Here is an 18,348-nt window from a genome sequence, read left to right as displayed (position 1 = left end):
ATCCTGGAAGCACTTCGCGCGCGGCCGATCACGACGGGCGTGAGAGACTGTAGCGGTCGGGCGCGCGATGTCGACGGCGCGTGCCCGGCGGCGGTGTCGCGCCGGCGGCTCATGCTGCGGCCGGCTGTGGTGACCCGGCGTGCGTTTCGACCTGGGCCGGGACGAGCCGGGACGGCGTGGGCGCCCGGCAGGTGTCCAGCACCGCCGAAAGGGCCTCGTTGAGGGACGTCACCAGGAAATCCGCCGAGGTCGCCCGACGCAGCCTCTCCAGGGTCGCCGGATCGCGCTCGCGCCAGAAACCCACCAGGATCCGGACGCCCGGCACCGCGGCCCGAGCTTGGCGGACCGTGAACCGGATCTGCGACAGGCTCACCGGCTCGAGGTAGGAGAAGCAGATCAGCGCCAAAGCTTCGGGGTTCTCGGGCCGCTCGCCGGCGCGGATCGCCGCCATCGACAGGGTCTGCGAGGCCAGCCCGTGCCGGGCGAGGATCTGGCTCAGCATCAGCGTCGCCGCCTCGTCGAAGGGGCCGCGGCTGGAGACGCACAGGACCGGGGTCGCGCCCCGCCAGTTGGGCGCGAGGTCCTCGCGGCCGAGGACGATGCCGGCGACCTGCCGGTCCGGCCCGATGGCGGCCAGCGCCGCCGCGGTCTCGGTATCGGGGCCGCGGCCCGATCCCCGACGGGTCCGCCGTGCCACGGGAGCGGTGCCCAGGCGGTCGACGACCGTGCGGATCGCCGCGCCGACCTCGTCCTGCCGCTCGCGGTCCAGGGTGCCGCGCGAGAGATCTTCCTGGGCGAGTAGAAGCCCCGCGAGGGCGACTTCGTCGTAGTAGGTGACGAGGGCGCGTTCCTTCAGGAACTGCCAGCCCTGGTCGATCGCCTCGACGGGATCGCCTGCCAGCATGCGCTGGTAGAAGATCTCGGGCGGCGACAGCGCGGGCTGGTCGCCGAGCAGCACGTCGAGATACCAGAGCCGCTCCACATGGCGCCCGAGCACCACGAGGCAGACCGTGAGCGGCGTCGCCAGCACGAGGCCGATCGGGCCCCACAGGAAGGTCCAGATCGTCGCCGCCAGGATCACGGCGACCGGCGAGAGGCCCGTGGAGTGGCCGTAGAGCAACGGCTCGATGACGTGGCCGCAGATCGGCTCCACCACCAGGAACAACGCCGCGGTGGCGATCACCATGCTCCAGCCGGGATCGACTGCTGCGGCGAGGATCAGGGGCAGAAGGGCGCTGATCGCCGCGCCGATATAGGGCACGAACCGGAGGATCGCCGCGAGAACGCCGAACAGCGTCGGGCTCGGCACGCCGATCAACCAGAGGCCGACGCCGATGACGAGGCCGAAGGCGATGTTGAGGGCGAGCTGGGCCAGGAAGAACCGGCTGAGCCGGCTCGCGGCGTCGTCGATCGCCGCCGTGGTGCGGCGCAGGTCGCCCGAGCCGCCGGCCAGCTTGATCGCCCGGTTCCGCAGATCCTCCCGCTGCAGCAGGATGAAGATCGTGAAGATCAGGATCAGGCCCGTCGTGGCCAGGGGATGGAGGATCGGTCCCGCGAAGGTCTGAAGCGTGTCGACCACGCTGGCGCGGGCGGGCGTGAGTTCGACGGTGAGGGGATGCGTGCGCGATCCCGGCTCGCCACGCACCTCCGCGGCAGGCGGCGGCTGCAGGGTGGAGCCGAGATCCTGCACCATGTCGACGATCCGTGACAGCGTGCTGGTCCCGGAGGTCGCCCCGCGCAGATCCTTGATCTTGGTGCGCATCACCTGGGTGTAGCGCGGCAGGTCGGCGGCGAGCTGGGATGCCTCGCTGGCGATCAGGCTGCCGAGCCCGAACAGGGCGCCGAAGACGATCACGACGACCAGCAGCACTGCCGGCGCCCGCGGCACGCGCAGCCGCCTGAGCATCCGGACCGCCGGCACCAGCACGAAGCTCAGCAGGATCGCCAGTGTCACCGGCACGAGGATCTCGCGGCCGAAATACAGCGCCGCCAACGTGGCGACCACGAGGAGCAGCGAGGCCAGCGCCACGATGACCGGCAGGCCCTGCTTCAGGCGCTGGGCAGTGACGGGATCCTCGGTCACGAATACGCTCCACTCATGTCAGTTCTCGGGGCGACGGCGCGCCGATCCGAACCGGGTCAGCTCGCCTGCTCGGTCTCGCCCAGGGCCGCGCCGATCTGGCTGAGCAGCTTCGAGAAATCGACCGGCTTGGGATGATAGTCGTCGCAGCCCGCCTGGATCGCCTTGTCGCGGTCGCCCGACATCGCGTGCGCGGTGAGCGCGATGATCGGGATCGCCCGGGTGTCGGTGCCCGATTTCAGGGTCCGCGCGACCGACCAGCCGTCGAGGACCGGCAGGTTCATGTCGAGGAGGATCACGTCGGGCTGGCCCGAGCGGGCCTGATGGACGCCGGCCTCGCCGTCATGCGCCAGGATCACCTCGTAGCCGCGCCGCTTGAGGCGCCGAGAGAGGAAGTCCCAGATCTCTTCGTGATCCTCGACCAGCAGAATCTTCGCCATGGAAACTCGAACCCCCGGCTCGCATCGTCCGGGACGGAACCCCAACGCGCGGCATCGCACAATCGCCCAACGTTCCTGCCGCGATTCCGGTCCCTTGAGAAGCAGCGTACCGGTCCGCGGTTGACCCGAACTTCAGCCGGTATGAGCGTGCCGCCGTGCGAATCGACAATCCTCGCCGGCTGCGGAGCGTCCAATATGCATGACATCGAGTTCTATCATTCGCCCAATACCCGCTCGTCGGGCGTGCGCGTGCTGCTCGAGGAACTCGGCGTCCCGTATCGGCTGCACGCGCTCAACATGCGGGCCGGCGAGCACCTCCAGGACGCCTACCGCGCCGTCAACCCGATGGCGAAGGTGCCGGCGATCCGACACGGGGAGGCCCTCGTGACCGAGCAGGCGGCCGTGTACCTCTACCTCGCGGACCTGTTCCCGGAGGCCGGTCTCGCCCCGGCGCCCGCCGAGCCCGCCCGCGCCGCCTACCTGCGCTGGATGGTGTTCTACGGCTCCTGCTTCGAGCCCGCCGTGATCGACCGGCACCTGAAACGGGAGCCGGGGCCGCGCGGTATGTCGGCCTATGCCGATTACGACAGCGTCATCGCCCGGGTGAAGGAGGCGCTGACGCCCGGCCCATACCTGCTCGGGGCGCGCTTCAGCGCCGCCGACGTCCTGTGGGGCGGCGCCCTCGGCTGGACCATGGGGTTCGGCCTCGTCGAGCCCGCGCCCATCCTGGTGGATTACGTGGAGCGCATCCGATCCCGCCCGGCCTCCCGCAAGGTCGCCGCCGCGGACGCGCAGCTCGCGCAGGAACACGAGGCGGCCGCGTCGGCCTGAGCGCGGCCGGACTCTTGCTGAGGCCGGATCCGGGGGCCGGATCCGGCGCGCAGTCCGGCTCCCCGCCGCGGAGCAACGCGCCCGGCGCCCCGATCGCGCGACCGGAACACGCCAGCCCATGCGCCTGCTCGCCCCCATGCTCGCCGCGCTCCTCCTCGGCGCTCCCGCCCAGGCAGGGGAGCCCGCCGGCACCCTGAGGAAGATCCAGGACAACAACAGGCTGGTCCTCGGCGTGCGCGACACCGCGACCCCGTTCAGCTACCTGGACCAGAACCAGAAGGTCGTGGGCTTCGCGGTCGACATCTGCCTGCGGATCGCCGACGCGGTGAAGCGCGAGCTCAAGAGGCCCGGCCTCGAGGTCGCCATGGAGTTCGTCAATTCCTCGTCGCGCATCCCGCTGATGACCAACGGCACGATCGATCTCGAATGCGGGACGACGACCAACAACGCCGAGCGCAAGAAGCAGGTCGACTTCACCAACACGCACTTCCTGACGGCGACCCGCTTCGTGTCCCGCAAGGACCAGCACATCGCCAGCCTGGACGACCTGCGCGGCAAGACGGTCTCGTCGGTGGCCGGCTCGACCAACATCCTGATGCTGATCAAGGCCAACAACGAGCGCAAGCTCGGCATCACGGTGACCGCCGCCAAGGACGTCCCGGAAGGGTTCCTCATGGTCGAGACCGGCCGGGCGGCGGCCTTCGTCATGGACGACGTGCAGCTCAGCGTGGTCGCGGCACAGTCCAAGGAGCCCTCCGCCTACGTGGTCAGCGAGGAGACCCTGTCGAATCCGGAGCCCTACGGGATCATGCTGCGCCGGGACGATCCGGCCTTCAAGGCGGTGGTCGACCGGGCGACCGCCGATCTCTACCGAAGCCCCGAGATCATGACGCTCTACGACCGCTGGTTCCTGAAGCCGGTGCCGCCGCGCGGGCTGACCTACACCGTACCGCTGTCCTCCGCCCTGCGCTGGGCCTTCGCGAATCCGACCGACAATTCCGATCCGGCCTTCTACGCGCACTGATCTGTCGCGCGGCGGGGTTCCGCTCCGGCGAGGGAGATGCGATGCCGCAGAGCGGATTCTGCCCGCGTCGCGAAGCGTTCCCATGACGGACAGCACAGAGCCGGCCCTCCCATCCGCCGCGGCGCTCGCCGCGCCGCCGGCCACCTCGATCCCGCGCCTGATCGTCGTGCTGGCCTGCGCGGGGTTCGGCAGCACCTTCGCGCTGCGCTCCGTCGAGCCCCTGGTGGGCGTGCTCGCCCGGGACCTCGCGAGCGACGCCCACACGGTGGCGCTCCTCTCCACCGCCTTCGCGCTGCCTTACGCCTTCATCCAGCCCGTGCTCGGGCCGATCGGCGATGCGCTCGGCAAGGAGCGGGTGATGAGCACCTGCCTGGCGGTGCTCGCCGTCGCCCTCTCCCTGTGCAGCATCGCCCCCGACATCGGCAGCCTGTTCGGCCTGCGCATGCTGGCGGGGGCTGCGGCGGGGGGCTGCATTCCCCTGTCCCTGGCGCTGCTGGGCGACCGAGTGCCCATGGAGAGCCGTCAGGTGGCGATCGGCCGTTTCCTGGTTGCGGTGATCCTCGGCCAGCTCTCGGGCTCGACCTTCGCGGGCCTGATCGAGGCGGCGATCGGCTGGCGGGGCGTCTTCGCGGTCACCGCAGCGGTGGCGGCCATAGCCTGCGCGGCGACCGTGTTCGGCTTCGACCGGGCCGGTCGCGCCCCCGCCCGACGTCCGGCCTTCGGCGTGGCGGTGACGCGCTACCGGACGATCCTGCGCAATCCCCGGGCGCGGGTGCTGTTCTCGGCGGTGTTCATCGAGGCCATCGCGATCTTCGGCGTGTTCCCGCACCTCGCCCCGCTGATCGAGGCCCGCGGCGAGGGCGGCCCGCGCGAGGCCGGACTCGTCTTGGCGGGGTTTGCGGTCGGAGGCCTGCTCTACTCGGCCCTGGTCGGGCTGCTGGTGCGGCTGCTCGGCCTGCCGCGGATGCTCATCGGCGGCGGCCTGATCTGCGGCGCATCCCTCACCGTCGTCGGGCTCGCCGGTACGTGGCAGGTCGATTGCGCCGCGCTCACCGCCATGGGGCTCGGATTCTACATGCTGCACAACACCTACCAGACGCAGGTCACCGAGGTCGCGCCCACGGCCCGCGCCTCCGCGGTGGCGCTCCACGCCTTCTCGTTCTTCTGCGGGCAGGCGCTCGGCGTCGCGGTGATCGGGCAGGCGCTCCTCCGGCTCGGCCAATTCGGAGCGCTCGCCCTCTGCGCGGTCACCATCCTGGCGCTCGGCATCGGCACCGCCATCGCCCTGCGGCAGAAGTCCGCCCCGGTGGCGTTCCCGGGCTGAGCGCCCTCAGGGCCGCTGCAGCGCAAGCGCCTTGAGGTCGAAATCCGGATCCGCCGCCTGGTCCGGGGTCAGCGGCGTCCCGGCCGTAAGGAGCCGCCGGGCGATCATGTGGTCGGCCGCCCTGTCGACGGATTCGACGGCGCTCAGGCGGCCGTCGCGGAAGCGGAAGACCGAGAAGGCGGGTCCAGACCCGCGGACCACGCTGTTATCCGAGGCGCCCGACAACCCGGCGATCTGCAGCTTGTGCCGGCCCTGGTCGCTCCAGAACCAGGGCAGCGCGCCGTAGGCCGCCGGCTTTCGGTTAAGCCGTGCCGCGAGGCAGCGCCCCTGGTCGATGGCGTTCTGCACGGATTCGATGCGCACCGTGCCGTCCGGCGTGAGTCCGTGGGCGAAGGGGCTGGGAAACCGCGCGCAGTCGCCGATCGCCGAGATGGCCGGATCGGGTGTCGACAGGAACGCGTCGACCCGGACCCCATCCTCGGCCGGCAGGCCTGCCTCCAGGGCGACGTCCCGGTTCGGCAGCACGCCGATGCCGACGAGGACGAGGTCTGCGGGCAGCTCTCCGCCGTCCGCGAGGGCGACGCCGACGGCGCGGCCGTCCCGTCCGAGGATCGCCGTCACGCCGGCCCCGAAGGCGAAGCGCACGCCCATGGTCTCCTGAGCCGCGCGGAAGAACGCGCCCATCTCCGCCGAGATCGCCCGGGCCATGGGGCGCTCGGCTGCCTCGATCACCGTCACGGAGAGGCCGCGCCCGGCCGCGACGGCGGCGAATTCGAGCCCGATGAAGCCGGCGCCCACCACCACGATCGCCCGGGCGGCCTCGATCTCCGCCTTGAGCGCGTCGGCATCCGCGAGGCCGCGCAGCTGACGCACACCCTCGAGGTCTGCCCCGGGCACGGGCAGAGGCCGGTTGCGCGCGCCGGTGGCGAGCACGAGGTGGTCGTAGGGCAGGTGCCCGCCGTCCGACAGCTGCAGCCGGCACGCCGTCCGGTCGATCGCGACGGCCCGGAGCCCCGGCCGGAGCGTGATCGCGTGCTCTGCGAAGAAGCCGGGCGGGCGCAGGAACAGACCCTCCTGATCGGTCTTGCCGGCGAGGTAGGCCTTCGACAGGGGCGGCCGCTGGTAGGGAAGGGCGGTCTCGTCGCCCACCAGGGTGATCGGGTCCCTGAACCCACCCTCGCGCAGGGAGGCGGCGAGCTGGAAGCCCGCCTGGCCGGCGCCCGCGACGACGATCCCGGCCGCACTCACGCCTTGGCTCCCGCCAGCGCGAGACCGCTCTCTGCGACGCCCGGCAGGCTGCGCGCACCCTCCGACATCAGGTAGGACCAGACCGCGGAGGCCGCAGGCCCGAGCACCTTGTCGGCGCGCCGGACCGCGTACCAGTCGCGCCGGATCGGCAGGCCCTTGACGTTGAGGAGCACGAGCCGCCCGCTCTCCAGCTCGGCCGCCACCGAATGCACCGAGAGCAGCGCGATCCCGAGGCCGGCCATGACCGCCTGCTTGATGGTCTCGTTCGAGCCGGTGTCGATATCGAGCGGTGCCCGCTTCACCAGCACGCCGGCCATGAATTCCTCGAACACCATGCGCGTGCCCGAGCCCTCCTCGCGCAGGAAGAAGGGCTGGTCGGCGAGGTCCTCGCGGTTCAGGCCGCTCTTGCCCGCCAGAGGGTGCCCCGGCGGCGCGATGAGCACGATCGGGTGCGGGCCGAAGGTGGCGGCCTCGATCGGGAAGTCCCGGGGCGGGCGGCCCATCAGGGCGAAGTCGATCTCGTAGCCGCGCAGGGCCTCGACGGTCTGGCCGCGGTTGCGCACCGACAGGCTGATCTCGACGCCGGGATGCTTCTTGACGAAGCCGGCGATCACCTGGGGCGCGAAGTACTTGGCGGTGGAGACGACGCCCAGCGCCACCCGTCCGCCCTCGGCGCCGCGCAGGGTGCGCAAGCGGTCGGTGCAGGTCTCCAGCACCGTGTTGATGCTGTCGATCGCCCAGAGCATCTCGCGGCCGGCATCGGTCGGCTTGAGGCCGCCGGGCGTCCGGTCGAACAGCAGCAGCCCGGCCTCCTCCTCCAGCTGGCGGATGCGCGCGTAGAGCGCGGCCGAAGTGACGTTCAGCTCCTGCGCCGCCCGGGTCATGGTGCCGAGGCGGGCCACGGCAGCGACCGCCTGAAGCTGCTTGAGGGAGAGGTTGCGCATGGCGGACATCTCGTTTTTTTCGTCCTATGGCACAAGATCGCACAGAAATCTTGAAGGCCCGGCCGCGGGTTCCTGTCGATCCGGAGACAGAGACCGCTATCTTGGCAGCCGAGCGGCCGCTACAGAGCCGGCGCGGAACGCGCGATCCCGAGGGACGGGATCCGAGCAGGAGGAGTAGGCCGATGGCAATTTCAGCGGCGGTCGGAACGCCCCTCGAGACCTGCCTGGCGCAGGCCGTGGACGCCAACCCGGCCCTGAAGGACGCCGCCGCGGTGATCGCGGCCGTCGCGCGCTCGGCCGTGGAGATCAGCGAGCGGATCGGGCGCGGGGCGCTCGGCGGCGACCTCGCGGCGGCCGGCGAGCATAACAGCGACGGCGACGTGCAGAAGGCCCTCGACGTCATCGCGCACGAAAGCGTGACCGCGGCGCTTCGCGGCGCCCCGGTCGCCGAGGTCGCCTCCGAGGAGGCCGAGGAGGTGATGCGGCTGAACCCGGACGCGCCGCTCGCGGTCGCCATCGATCCCCTCGACGGCTCGTCCAACATCGGCGTCAACATGGCCGTCGGCCTGATCTTCGGCATCCGGCCGTCGATCAAGGATCCGGCGAATCCGCTCGCATCGTTCACCACGCCCGGTTCGGCCCAGATCGCCGCGGGCTTCGTCACCTACGGACCGGCCACCGCGCTGATCCTGACGCTTGGCGACGGCACCCAGTCCTACGTGCTCGACCGCGCCGAGGGCCGGTTCAAGCTGACGAGCCCGGCCCTCTCGGTGCCGGCCACCACCAAGGAATTCGCCATCAACGCCTCGAACGCCCGGCACTGGGACGCCCCGGTGAAGGCCTATATCGAGGATTGCCAGCGCGGCACCGAGGGGCCGCGCGACAAGGACTACAACATGCGCTGGCTCGCCTCCCTGGTGGCCGACATCCAGCGCGTGCTGACCCGCGGCGGCGTGTTCCTCTATCCGGGCGACGCCCGGAAGAACTACGCCCGCGGCCGCCTGCGGCTGCTCTACGAGGTCGCCCCCGTGGCGATGCTGGTCGAGCAGGCCGGCGGCGCCGCCACCGATGGCCAGACCCGGATTCTCGATCTCGTGGCCACCGGCATCCACGAGCGGGCGCCTCTGGTCTGCGGCTCCACCGAGGAGGTGGACTGCGTTGCGACCTACTACGCGGGCGGCAAGCCCGATGCCGGCCGCTCGCCGCTCTTCGGCCAGCGCGGCCTCATGCGGTCGTAGGCGCAGCACGAAGGCCGAACAGAATGTCGGCGCGGCATCCCATCATCTCGGTGACCGGCTCCTCCGGGGCCGGCACGACCTCGGTTCGCAACACCTTCGAGCAGATCTTCCGCCGGGAGGACGTGCTGGCGGTGTTCATCGAGGGCGACGGCTTCCACGCCTTCGACCGGGACACGATGCGGGCCATGATGGCGAACGAGCCGACGCTGTCCCACTTCGCGCCGCGGGCCAACCTCCTGCCCGAGTTGGAGGCGGTGTTCCGAAGCTACGCCGAGTCCGGCACCGGCCGGACCCGCCATTACGCGCATGACGCCCACGATGCGCACGCCTACGGCATCCCGGAGGGCAGCTTCTCGGACTGGGAGTCGTTCCCCCCGGATTCCGACCTGCTGTTCTACGAGGGCCTGCACGGCTGCGTGGCCGACCAGGACGTCGACATCGCCCGTTACGCCGACCTGAAGATCGGCGTCGTGCCGGTGATCAACCTCGAATGGATCCAGAAGCTGCACCGGGACCGATCGTTCCGCGGCTACTCCACCGAGGCCGTCACGGACGTGATCCTGCGGCGCATGCCGGATTACGTGCAGACCATCTGCCCGCAATTCTCGTTCACCGACATCAACTTCCAGCGGGTGCCGACGGTCGACACCTCGAACCCGTTCATCGCCCGCTGGATCCCCACCGCCGACGAGTCGATGGTGGTGATCCGCTTTAAGGACCCGAAAGGGATCGATTTCTCGTATCTCGTCTCCATGATCCACGACAGCTTCATGAGCCGAGCCAATTCCATCGTGATCCCCGGCGGGAAGCTGGATCTCGCCATGCAGCTGATCCTGACGCCGATGATCATGCAGCTCGTCGAGCGCCGCCGCAGGCTGGCCTGAACCATCCCGAAAGCCTCCCATGCTCACACCCGTCATCGCCCCCTCGATCCTCTCCGCCGACTTCTCGAAGCTCGCCGAGGAGACCCGCGCCGTGGATGCGGCCGGGGCCGACTGGATCCACCTCGACGTGATGGACGGGCATTTCGTGCCCAACATCACCTTCGGGCCGCCGGTGGTGAAGGCTCTGCGACCGCACACGCAGAAGTTCTTCGACGTGCACCTGATGATCGCCCCGGCCGATCCGTATCTCGCGGCCTTCGCGCAGGCCGGCGCCGACGGCATCACGGTCCATGCCGAGGCCGGGCCGCACATCCATCGCTCGCTCCAGACCATCCGCGACCTCGGCAAGCGCGCGGGCGTGGCGATCAATCCCGGCACGCCGGCCGCCATGGTCGAGCCGGTGCTCGACCTCGTGGACCTCGTGCTGGTGATGACCGTCAATCCCGGCTTCGGCGGGCAGAGCTTCCTGAAGAGCGCCATGGAGTCGGTCGCGCGGGTGCGCGCCATGGTGGCGGGGCGCGACATCCGCATCCAGGTCGACGGCGGCATCGATCCCGAGACCGTGAAGGCCGCGAGCCGCGCCGGTGCCGACACCTTCGTCGCCGGCAACGCCGTCTTCGCCGGCGGCCCGGACGCTTATGCCGAGCGCATCGCGGCGATCCGTGATGGCGCGGAGGGCGCCTCCGGCCGCGACCTGTCGTGCTGAAGGCGCTGATCTTCGACGTCGACGGCACCCTCGCCGAGACCGAGGATCTGCACCGGCAGGCGTTCAACCGCGCGTTCGCGGAGGTCGGCCTGCCCTGGGACTGGGCTCCGGCGCTCTACGCCGATCTGCTCACCGTGATGGGCGGCAAGGAGCGGCTCGCCCATTACATCGACACGCAGCACGCCGCGCAGGCCGACGCGCTCCACGCCCTGGCCCCGGAGATCCACGCCCGCAAGACCGCCGCCTACGGCGCGCTGGTGGCGGCGTGTCGGCTGCCCCTGCGCCCTGGCATCGGACGGCTGATCGCCGAGGCGCGGGCGGCCGGGATCCGGCTCGCCGTCGCCACCACGACCAGCCGGCCGAACGTCGATCAGCTCGTCGCCGTGAACTTCGCGCCCGGCCTCGTGCCCTTCGACGTGATCGCCGCCGGCGACCAGGCCGACCGCAAGAAGCCGGCGCCCGACGTCTATCTGCTGGCGCTCGCCGGCCTGGGCGTCGCCGCCGCGGACGCCGTGGCGTTCGAGGATTCCGCCGCCGGCATCAGCTCGGCCCGCGCCGCCGGCCTTCCGGTCCTGGCGACCCGGAGCCGCTACACCGACAGCCACCGGCTCGACGGCGCCTTCTCGGCGGTCTCGGACCTCGGCGAGCCGGGTCGGCCGCACCGGCACCTCGCCGGGTTCGAATGGCCGGGCGGCGTCGTGGACCTAGCCGGCCTGAACCGGTGGCACGCGAGCCTCGCGGGTCACGGCGCAGTCCCGCACGGTCCTGAGATGCATCCGTAGGCCGGGACGCCCAACCATCTCCGGACGGTGCGCGCCGCCTCGGGTGCCCCCGACGTCGGCGGAGATCGCCGTCCCCATTACCGGCAGCGACGGCTCCCGTGACTGACCTTGCGCCGGATCGAGATCGGTCTGCCAGGGCGGGAAGTTCACCGAGGTTGCGCCGCAACAACCGTTCGACTGATCGCCGTATATTATTTCGATCGAGCTGAATATTTTTGAATAAATTCTTGTATAAAGAATGATCTGTAGGTACATATCGTCAATAAGACGAATATCGAACTGCTGAAAAATCTGATTGCTTTGTGAATAAATCTTAGGATAATCAGACCTCGTGCTCGCAAGAGTGGGGTAATGTTCGTGCGTGCGCCGTCGATCCGTTTCTTGCTCGTGTCTCTATTCGCTCTGATCGGCCTTTCGTCGATCGGTTTCGCCGCATTGGAGATATTCAGGAGCCGGTCGGCACTGAATAAGGCCGATCAGGTCGCGACTTACATGTCCATTGACCACGGACTTTTCGTCGGTCTGACAGAGTTGCGCGTCGAGCGCGGTTGGGCCTTGTTCGCCCTCTCCGCTGAGCCTGATCGTAATCGCAGCCACCGGCAGGCCTCGCTCGCGGGCCGGACGGCGTTCGACGCGGTCGCGGACACGGCCATCACCGGGCTGAGCCAAGCCCCGGCGGCGGGCCTGCGCGCGAAGGGAGCCGACCTGCAAACCCTGTTGCGCGCGTGGCAGCGCGCCCGCCCGGCCATGGACGTCGCCTTCGAACAGAGGCTCGCCGAGCGCGATCCGACGCTCCGCAAGAACGTGGACGACCACGCGAACCGCTTCATCACAGCGCTCGAAGCCGCTTCAGAGGTTTTGGAGACGGAGATTCAAACCCTCGACACGGCCTTTGGCAGCTATCTCGATGCCAGGGCGGCGACCTGGGTCGCACGCAAGAGCGGCGGCACTGTCCTGGCGCTCGTCGGGGACTTCCGAACCCAAGTGATCACGAGCAAGCCCGAAGCCCTGCAGCGGCTGATCACGGCACAGGCAGAGGAGCGCACGGCGTGGCAACTCGCCGAGCGCTCCGTGAAGATCGCCGGGGTCGATGCAGACGTGAAGGAGGCCTATGCCAGCGCGAAGGCCGCCTATTTCGCGGGCCGCCTGTCGGAGATGCGGCAGGCCGCAATCGGCGAGCTCCTGGCGGGGCGCCCCCTGCTCAGCCTGGATCCGGAATGGGATACCCGGGTCTTGGCCGGCCTGAAGGCGATCTCCGACGCGGCGGTCACGGTCATCGACGCGGCCGTGAAGCGGGCGCGCGCCTCCGCGGCGGCGGCCCGCCAGGATTTCATATTCGCGGTCGCCGCCATCCTTTTCGCGACCGGAGTCGCGGCTGCGGCGATCCTGATCGTCCAGGTGCGCGTCGTGCGGGGCATCCTCGGGCTGGCGGGTTCCATGCGCCGCCTCGCCGACGGCGACGTCGACGGCCACGTGTCCGGAGCCCAGCGCACGGACGAACTGGGGGCGATGGCCGGCGCCGTACAGGTGTTCAAGGACAACCTGCTCCGGACCCGGTCGCTGGAGCAGGAGGCCGCCGAGGCCCGGCACGCCGCGGAGGTGGAGCGCCGCACGGCTCTGCGGGAGATCGCCGACGGGTTCGAGCAAGCGGTCGGCGGGATCGTCCGCGCGGTGTCCGGCTCGGCAGGCGCGCTGCAAGCCACGGCGCAGTCCATGGCGTCCACCGCCTCCGAGACGGCGGCGCGGTCGACCACCGTGGCGGCCGCGGCCGACCAAGCCGCAACGAATGTCGGCACGGTCGCGGCTGCCGCGGAGGAGCTGGGCACGTCGGTGCAGGAGATCGGCCGGCAGGTCGATGGCTCGGCGGGGTTGGCGCAGACTGCCGTGGCGGAGGCGGACCGAAGCGGCGAGCTGGTCCACGCCCTGACCCAGAGCGTCGGCAAGATCGGCGAGATCGTGGCGCTGATCTCGGGCATCGCGGCCCAGACGAACCTGCTGGCGCTGAATGCCACCATCGAGGCGGCCCGCGCCGGCGAGGCCGGCAAGGGCTTCGCCGTCGTGGCGGCGGAGGTGAAGGCGCTGGCCGACCAGACGGCCCGGGCCACCGAGGAGATCGGCCGGCAGGTCGGGCAGGTGCAGGGCGCGTCGAATCAGGCCGCGTCCGCGCTCGGCGCCATCGCGGCGCGGATCCGCGAGATCAACGGCGTCGCGGCCTCGATCGCGGCGGCCGTCGAAGAGCAGGAGGCTGCAACGCAGGAGATCGTGCGCAATGTCGGGCAGGCTGCGGCCGGGACGGGCGAGGTGACGAGCAACATCGCGAGCGTCGCTTCGGCCGCCGAGGAGACTGGCACGGCCGCGGGCCAGGTTCTGGCCGCGGCATCGGCGCTGTCGGATCAATCCGCGCAACTCACGGCCGAGGTCCAGCGCTTCCTCGTGACTGTGCGGGCGGCGTGAGGTGGCAGGCCGGCCTCGGCCTGTCGCGCGGCTAGACCGGGGGTTGGCTCCGCCGACGGGCCTGTCGCCCCGTCTCGCGCCCGTGCGCCTCGGTGGCGAACAGCATCGTCCCGGCCACGAGACCGAGCGCCGCCGCGAGGCCCAATTTCAGCCAGCGCGGGTCGGCCGCGGTGACCTGTCCGGTCGCACGGGCGTCGAAGCGTCCATGCGCCCCCGGATCGGTATCTACCGGGTCGTAGAGGTTGTCGGGTCGGTTCCTCTTGGCCTGCACGCTGGTCATCTCCCCGCGATAGCCGTGCCGGGCGAGATAGCCGTCGATCCAGCCCGGGATCAGCATGTTTCCGATGATCGCCGTCCAGGCCGAGGCCCCGATCCACAACTCCCGCGGCGCATCGTGGGCCGCCCGGAAGACGTGCCGGGCGATGGCCTCCGGCTGGTAGATCGGAGGCACCGGTTCGAGCTTGCGCGGCAGCCGTGAGCGCGCCCAGTCGAACTGAGGCGTGTTCACCGCCGGCAGCTGCACCATCGTCAGCCGCACCCGGCTGCCGTCGTGGAGCAGCTCGCTGCGCAGGGAATCGACGAAGCCGCGCACGGCGGCCTTGGCGGCGCAGTAGCTCGCCTGGAGCGGGATAGACCGGTAGGCGAGCGCCGAGCCGATATGGACGATCGTGCCCCGGTCGCGCGGGACCATGTGTCGGAGGGCTGCCAGGGTGCCGTGGACCTGGCCGAGATAGGTGACCTCCGTGGCGCGGCGGAATTCCTCCGGGCGCGTCTCCTGCACGGCTGCGTAGATCGTCACCATGGCGTTGTTGACCCAGACGTCGATACCGCCGAACCGGTCGGCCAAGGCGTCGGCGGCCTGCGCGACCGCATCCGCGTCGGCGACGTCGGCCGCGAAGGCCAGTGCCCGGCCACCGGCCTGCTCCACGTCGCGGATCGTGCCCCTGAGCCCTGCCTCGCCCCGGGCGATCAGCCCGACATTCCAGCCGTGCCGGGCGAATTCGTGGGCCACCGCCCGGCCGACGCCGGCGCTCGCGCCCGCGACCATGACCGTGTTGCGTCCATTCCGGCTCGGCATCAGGCCTCCGATTGAGGGGCACTCCCTGTGGCAACGCCCGGATACGGTAATCTTTCCGCGGCCGACCGATCCCGGGCTCCATGAGCGGCTGCGTTGCTTCGCCGGAAGCGGGCGGCCTATATACGGCGCGATCTCACAGCCGCGACGGCGGGGTCCCGAACGCCCGCCCTCGCCAACGAACAAAAGTCTGAACCGTCATGGCAGGCCATTCGCAGTTCAAGAACATCATGCACCGGAAGGGCCGGGTGGATGCGGTCCGCTCGAAGGTGTTCGGCAAGCTCGCCCGCGAGATCACGGTCGCGGCCAAGCTCGGCACGCCCGATCCGGCGATGAACGCACGCCTGCGGGCGGCGATCCTGGCGGCCCGCGCCGAGAACATGCCCAAGGACAATATCGAGCGTGCCATCAAGAAGGCAGCCGGCGTGGATGGCGAGAACTATGAGGACATCCGCTACGAGGGGTACGGCCCCGGCGGCGCGGCCTTGATCGTCGAGGCGCAGACCGACAACCGCAACCGCACCGCCTCGGACGTGCGCTCGGCCTTCACCAAGTCCGGCGGCAGCCTCGCCGAGACGGGGGCCGTCGCCTTCATGTTCGACCGCGTCGGCGTGATCGCCTACCCGGCCTCCGTGGCCGATGCCGACACGATGTTGGAGGCCGCCATCGAGGCCGGCGCCGACGATGTCAGCTCCGGCGAGGACGGTCACGAGGTCGTCTGCGCACAGGATTCCTACGGCGACGTTGTCAAGGCGCTGGAAGCCCGTTTCGGCGAGCCCAGCCGCACCGGCCTGATCTGGAAGGCGCAGAACACCATCGATGTCGACGACGAGACCGGCGAGAAGCTGATCCGCCTCGTGGAGGTGATCGAGGACCAGGACGACGTTCAGCACGTCTACGTCAACTTCGCCCTGTCCGACGCGCTGATGGCCAAGCTGCAGGCCTGATCGGATCGGCCCGCCGGCACCGGTCAGGCGCCGGCGGCGGCGAGTTCGGCGCCGAAACGCTCCTGGGCGTAACGTTCGACCGAGAAGGTGTCGTCGGGCAGTTGGACCATGAACCGCTCGGCCACCTCGGTGAGCACGATGTCGGGCCGGACGCGCTCGATATACGGCCAGTCCAGCGAGGTGCTCCAGATGAAGTGCACCTCGCGGAACGTTTCCGCGAGCATGATCGTCAGCATGTACGGCATGACGTGCGAGAAGGAATCGCCGAACAGCGCCAGCCGCCGCGGGTCGGTGGCCTTGGCGTTGCCGTAGACCACGTGGGCGCCGACATGCAGCGTGTGCAGGAGCCCGGCCTTCTCCCGTGCCTCGACGATCGGGCTGCCATAGGTCCGCACCGCGTCCTGCTGCATCAGGACGGTGCGCGAGCGCGCCCGCCGCGGCGGATCGAACGCGCTTCCCAGATCGCCGTCGTGGTCGGTCTCGAAGGAGGGCCGGTCCCGCAGGTCGTCCCGCGGCGTTGCTCCCAGTGCCCGGCAGATCTCAGCATAGGCCAGGAAGCATCCCTCGAACGACCAGTGTGTGTCGGTCCGGCAGTAGAGGTCGGCGCTGTCGCGCTGCGTCCGCATCGGGGTCACCAGATCGATGCAGGTCGCCCGCCAGCGCTTCCGTCGGCGCCAGCCGGCGTAGCGGGCGATGGGGCCTCGAAGGCGGCCCGTCGAGGGCTCGTTGTGCAGCAGACGGTAGGCCGGCGACGCGGCCGGGCGGATCGCGAGCCCGTCGAGACGGTGATCGTAGATCATCAGCTTCTCCGGGGCGACGACGTGGCGATACAGGATACCCAGGCCGCGCAGGCGCCGTTCGCGGGTCGTCACGAGGCTCCGCCACTGCCAGATCAGCTCCGTCGTCTCCTCGGGCCGTTCGTACTGGCCGAGGACATCGTTGGTCCCCGTTTTCAGGAACAGCCACCCGTCCTGGCCGACATGGATGTGGTCGGTGTTGCTGGATGCCATGGCGTCCTCGCGAGGCGGAGCGCCCGCTCCGGTGCCGGCCGCCGGTTGCAGCGGATTCGGGCGCAAGGAGCGGGATGCCGGAGCGGCAACGGATGGACAGAGTGCGGCGAGCGCCATCCACCGCCCGGCAGGTCCCCTCATGCCCCTCCCCAACGCCCACGCCAAGCCGCATAGTGCCGCCGCCATGCGCGTGGTTCCCAGGCCCGATCTCAGTGAAGCCGACTGTTGGGCGGCCCTCTCGGCCCGCGACGCGCGCGCCGACGGCACCTTCGTGTACGCGGTCCGCACCACCGGGGTTTACTGCCGTCCGAGCTGCGCCTCGCGGGCGGCGCGGCCCGAGAACGTGACCTTCCACCGGTCCTGCGCCGAGGCCGAGGCTGCCGGCTTCCGGCCGTGCCGGCGCTGCCGCCCGGACGAGCCCGCGCTGGCCGAGCGCAGGGCCGAGATGGTCGCCCGGGCCTGTCGCCTGATCGAGTCGGCCGAGACGATGCCGTCGCTCGCCGAACTCGCCCGCGCCGCCGGCCTGAGTGCCTACCATTTCCACCGGGTGTTCAAGGCCGCCACCGGCGTGACGCCGAAGGGCTATGCCGCCGCCCGCCGCGCCGCCACGGTGGCCGCCCGTCTGCCGGGAGCCGCCTCGGTGACCGAGGTCCTGTACGAAGCCGGCTACGGCGCGGCGAGCCGCTTCTACGCGGGCGGCGCCCCCCGCCTCGGCATGGCGCCCGCATCCTACAGGACCGGGGGCGCGGGCCTGCATATCCGGTTCGGCATCGGCGCCTGCACCCTGGGCGCGATCCTGGTCGCCGCCACCGAGGCGGGCGTCTGCGCGATCCTGCTCGGCGATGCGCCCGAGCCCCTGCTGCAGGATCTCCAGGACCGCTTTCCCGGCGCGGAGATCGAAGGCGGCGATCCGGTTTTCGAGCGCTGGATGGCGCAGGTCATCGGCCTCGTGGAGGCGCCGGGCAGCGGTCTCGACCTGCCCCTCGACATTCGTGGCACCGCCTTCCAGCAGCAGGTCTGGGAGGCCTTGCGCAAGATCCCGGTCGGGTCGACGGCGACCTACGCGGAGATCGCCCGGGCCATCGGCCTGCCGACGGCGATGCGCGCGGTCGCCCGGGCCTGCGGGGCGAATCCGGTCGCGGTGGCCATCCCCTGCCACAGGGTGGTGCGCTCGGACGGCGCTCTCTCGGGCTATCGCTGGGGCGTCGCGCGCAAGCGCGCGCTGCTCGATCGGGAGGCCGGGGGCTGAGGCCCGTCCTAGCGACGTCCTCCGCCAGGTCCACCGAAACCGCCGCCGCCGAAACCGCCGCCACCCGGGCCTGCGCCCGGCCCGCCGGGCGGACCGCCGAACCCCCCCGGGC

16 protein-coding genes are annotated in these 18,348 nt (G+C 70.6%); 10 read left to right on the top strand and 6 right to left on the bottom strand.

The genetic code is table 11. The annotated features are described in order from the left end of the window. Window positions 1–109: 109 nt before the first annotated feature. Both ACXJKQ_RS01935 and ACXJKQ_RS01930 read right to left on the bottom strand, forming a co-directional pair. Window positions 110–2,083 carry an AI-2E family transporter gene (locus ACXJKQ_RS01935; RefSeq protein ID WP_457104086.1) on the bottom strand — a complete coding sequence of 658 codons (1,974 nt, stop codon included), beginning with the start codon at window positions 2,081–2,083 and terminating at the stop codon, window positions 110–112. Between the two features lie 56 nt (window positions 2,084–2,139). Further along, window positions 2,140–2,520 carry a response regulator gene (locus tag ACXJKQ_RS01930; protein ID WP_457104085.1) on the bottom strand — a complete coding sequence of 127 codons (381 nt, stop codon included), beginning with the start codon at window positions 2,518–2,520 and terminating at the stop codon, window positions 2,140–2,142. A 195-nt stretch (window positions 2,521–2,715) separates the two neighbouring features. On the opposite strand from ACXJKQ_RS01930, the gene ACXJKQ_RS01925 reads away from it, so the two are divergent. The 3 genes from ACXJKQ_RS01925 to ACXJKQ_RS01915 all read left to right on the top strand — a co-directional run bounded on the left by ACXJKQ_RS01925 (window position 2,716) and on the right by ACXJKQ_RS01915 (window position 5,699). Beyond that, a complete protein-coding gene (locus ACXJKQ_RS01925) occupies window positions 2,716–3,351 on the top strand; it encodes a glutathione S-transferase family protein (protein WP_457104084.1) in 636 nt (211 codons plus the stop codon). A 118-nt stretch (window positions 3,352–3,469) separates the two neighbouring features. Continuing rightward, entirely contained in the window at window positions 3,470–4,375 is a 906-nt protein-coding gene (locus ACXJKQ_RS01920) for an amino acid ABC transporter substrate-binding protein (protein ID WP_457104083.1), read from the top strand. Window positions 4,376–4,457: 82 nt separating this feature from the next. Beyond that, window positions 4,458–5,699 carry an MFS transporter gene (locus ACXJKQ_RS01915; RefSeq protein WP_457104082.1) on the top strand — a complete coding sequence of 414 codons (1,242 nt, stop codon included), beginning with the start codon at window positions 4,458–4,460 and terminating at the stop codon, window positions 5,697–5,699. Window positions 5,700–5,705: 6 nt separating this feature from the next. Here ACXJKQ_RS01915 and ACXJKQ_RS01910 read toward each other — a convergent pair whose 3' ends face one another. Next, window positions 5,706–6,947: an NAD(P)/FAD-dependent oxidoreductase gene (locus ACXJKQ_RS01910; protein ID WP_457104081.1), complete on the bottom strand. Its 1,242-nt coding sequence runs from the start codon at window positions 6,945–6,947 to the stop codon at window positions 5,706–5,708. After that, complete coding sequence (locus ACXJKQ_RS01905; RefSeq protein WP_457104080.1) at window positions 6,944–7,891, bottom strand: LysR family transcriptional regulator; 948 nt, start codon at window positions 7,889–7,891, stop codon at window positions 6,944–6,946. Before ACXJKQ_RS01905 ends, ACXJKQ_RS01910 begins: the two co-directional genes overlap by 4 nt. A 182-nt stretch (window positions 7,892–8,073) precedes the next feature. Between ACXJKQ_RS01905 and ACXJKQ_RS01900 the strand changes: the two genes are divergently transcribed. The 5 genes from ACXJKQ_RS01900 (at window position 8,074) to ACXJKQ_RS01880 (ending at window position 13,955) form a co-directional block, all read left to right on the top strand. Beyond that, a complete protein-coding gene (locus ACXJKQ_RS01900; RefSeq protein WP_457104079.1) occupies window positions 8,074–9,129 on the top strand; it encodes a class 1 fructose-bisphosphatase in 1,056 nt (351 codons plus the stop codon). Window positions 9,130–9,152: 23 nt separating this feature from the next. Beyond that, window positions 9,153–10,013 (top strand): phosphoribulokinase, encoded by an 861-nt coding sequence (locus ACXJKQ_RS01895; protein WP_457104078.1) that lies wholly within the window; start codon window positions 9,153–9,155, stop codon window positions 10,011–10,013. A 19-nt stretch (window positions 10,014–10,032) separates the two neighbouring features. After that, a complete protein-coding gene (rpe, locus tag ACXJKQ_RS01890) occupies window positions 10,033–10,719 on the top strand; it encodes a ribulose-phosphate 3-epimerase (RefSeq protein ID WP_457104077.1) in 687 nt (228 codons plus the stop codon). Continuing rightward, window positions 10,713–11,501, top strand: a complete 789-nt coding sequence (locus ACXJKQ_RS01885) for an HAD-IA family hydrolase (RefSeq protein WP_457104076.1) — start codon at window positions 10,713–10,715, stop codon at window positions 11,499–11,501. Before rpe ends, ACXJKQ_RS01885 begins: the two co-directional genes overlap by 7 nt. 492 nt (window positions 11,502–11,993) lie before the next feature. Continuing rightward, window positions 11,994–13,955, top strand: coding sequence for a methyl-accepting chemotaxis protein (locus ACXJKQ_RS01880; protein WP_457104075.1), 1,962 nt, complete (start codon window positions 11,994–11,996; stop codon window positions 13,953–13,955). Between the two features lie 31 nt (window positions 13,956–13,986). Here ACXJKQ_RS01880 and ACXJKQ_RS01875 read toward each other — a convergent pair whose 3' ends face one another. Then, a complete protein-coding gene (locus ACXJKQ_RS01875) occupies window positions 13,987–15,033 on the bottom strand; it encodes an SDR family oxidoreductase (protein WP_457104074.1) in 1,047 nt (348 codons plus the stop codon). A 197-nt stretch (window positions 15,034–15,230) separates the two neighbouring features. Between ACXJKQ_RS01875 and ACXJKQ_RS01870 the strand changes: the two genes are divergently transcribed. Continuing rightward, window positions 15,231–15,977 (top strand): YebC/PmpR family DNA-binding transcriptional regulator, encoded by a 747-nt coding sequence (locus tag ACXJKQ_RS01870; protein ID WP_457104073.1) that lies wholly within the window; start codon window positions 15,231–15,233, stop codon window positions 15,975–15,977. Window positions 15,978–16,000: 23 nt separating this feature from the next. On the opposite strand, the gene ACXJKQ_RS01865 is transcribed toward ACXJKQ_RS01870, so the two are convergent. After that, entirely contained in the window at window positions 16,001–16,987 is a 987-nt protein-coding gene (locus ACXJKQ_RS01865; RefSeq protein WP_457104072.1) for an alginate O-acetyltransferase AlgX-related protein, read from the bottom strand. A gap of 184 nt (window positions 16,988–17,171) precedes the next feature. Here ACXJKQ_RS01865 and ada point away from each other — a divergent pair, with 184 nt between their 5' ends. After that, window positions 17,172–18,236, top strand: coding sequence for a bifunctional DNA-binding transcriptional regulator/O6-methylguanine-DNA methyltransferase Ada (ada, locus tag ACXJKQ_RS01860; RefSeq protein WP_457104232.1), 1,065 nt, complete (start codon window positions 17,172–17,174; stop codon window positions 18,234–18,236). Window positions 18,237–18,348 lie beyond the last annotated feature (112 nt).

It is taken from the genome of Methylobacterium sp. P5_C11 (assembly GCF_054049775.1).
This window is presented reverse-complemented; position numbering and strand designations above follow the sequence as displayed.

Coding starts and splice junctions, on each gene's coding strand:
- ACXJKQ_RS01930 (WP_457104085.1), bottom strand. CDS start 2,520: ATGGCGAAGATTCTGCTGGTCGAGGATCACGAAGAGATCTGGGACTTC.
- ACXJKQ_RS01925 (WP_457104084.1), top strand. CDS start 2,716: ATGCATGACATCGAGTTCTATCATTCGCCCAATACCCGCTCGTCGGGC.
- ACXJKQ_RS01920 (WP_457104083.1), top strand. CDS start 3,470: ATGCGCCTGCTCGCCCCCATGCTCGCCGCGCTCCTCCTCGGCGCTCCC.
- ACXJKQ_RS01915 (WP_457104082.1), top strand. CDS start 4,458: ATGACGGACAGCACAGAGCCGGCCCTCCCATCCGCCGCGGCGCTCGCC.
- ACXJKQ_RS01905 (WP_457104080.1), bottom strand. CDS start 7,891: ATGCGCAACCTCTCCCTCAAGCAGCTTCAGGCGGTCGCTGCCGTGGCC.
- ACXJKQ_RS01900 (WP_457104079.1), top strand. CDS start 8,074: ATGGCAATTTCAGCGGCGGTCGGAACGCCCCTCGAGACCTGCCTGGCG.
- ACXJKQ_RS01895 (WP_457104078.1), top strand. CDS start 9,153: ATGTCGGCGCGGCATCCCATCATCTCGGTGACCGGCTCCTCCGGGGCC.
- rpe (WP_457104077.1), top strand. CDS start 10,033: ATGCTCACACCCGTCATCGCCCCCTCGATCCTCTCCGCCGACTTCTCG.
- ACXJKQ_RS01880 (WP_457104075.1), top strand. CDS start 11,994: ATGTCCATTGACCACGGACTTTTCGTCGGTCTGACAGAGTTGCGCGTC.
- ACXJKQ_RS01875 (WP_457104074.1), bottom strand. CDS start 15,033: ATGCCGAGCCGGAATGGACGCAACACGGTCATGGTCGCGGGCGCGAGC.
- ACXJKQ_RS01870 (WP_457104073.1), top strand. CDS start 15,231: ATGGCAGGCCATTCGCAGTTCAAGAACATCATGCACCGGAAGGGCCGG.
- ACXJKQ_RS01865 (WP_457104072.1), bottom strand. CDS start 16,987: ATGGCATCCAGCAACACCGACCACATCCATGTCGGCCAGGACGGGTGG.
- ada (WP_457104232.1), top strand. CDS start 17,172: ATGCGCGTGGTTCCCAGGCCCGATCTCAGTGAAGCCGACTGTTGGGCG.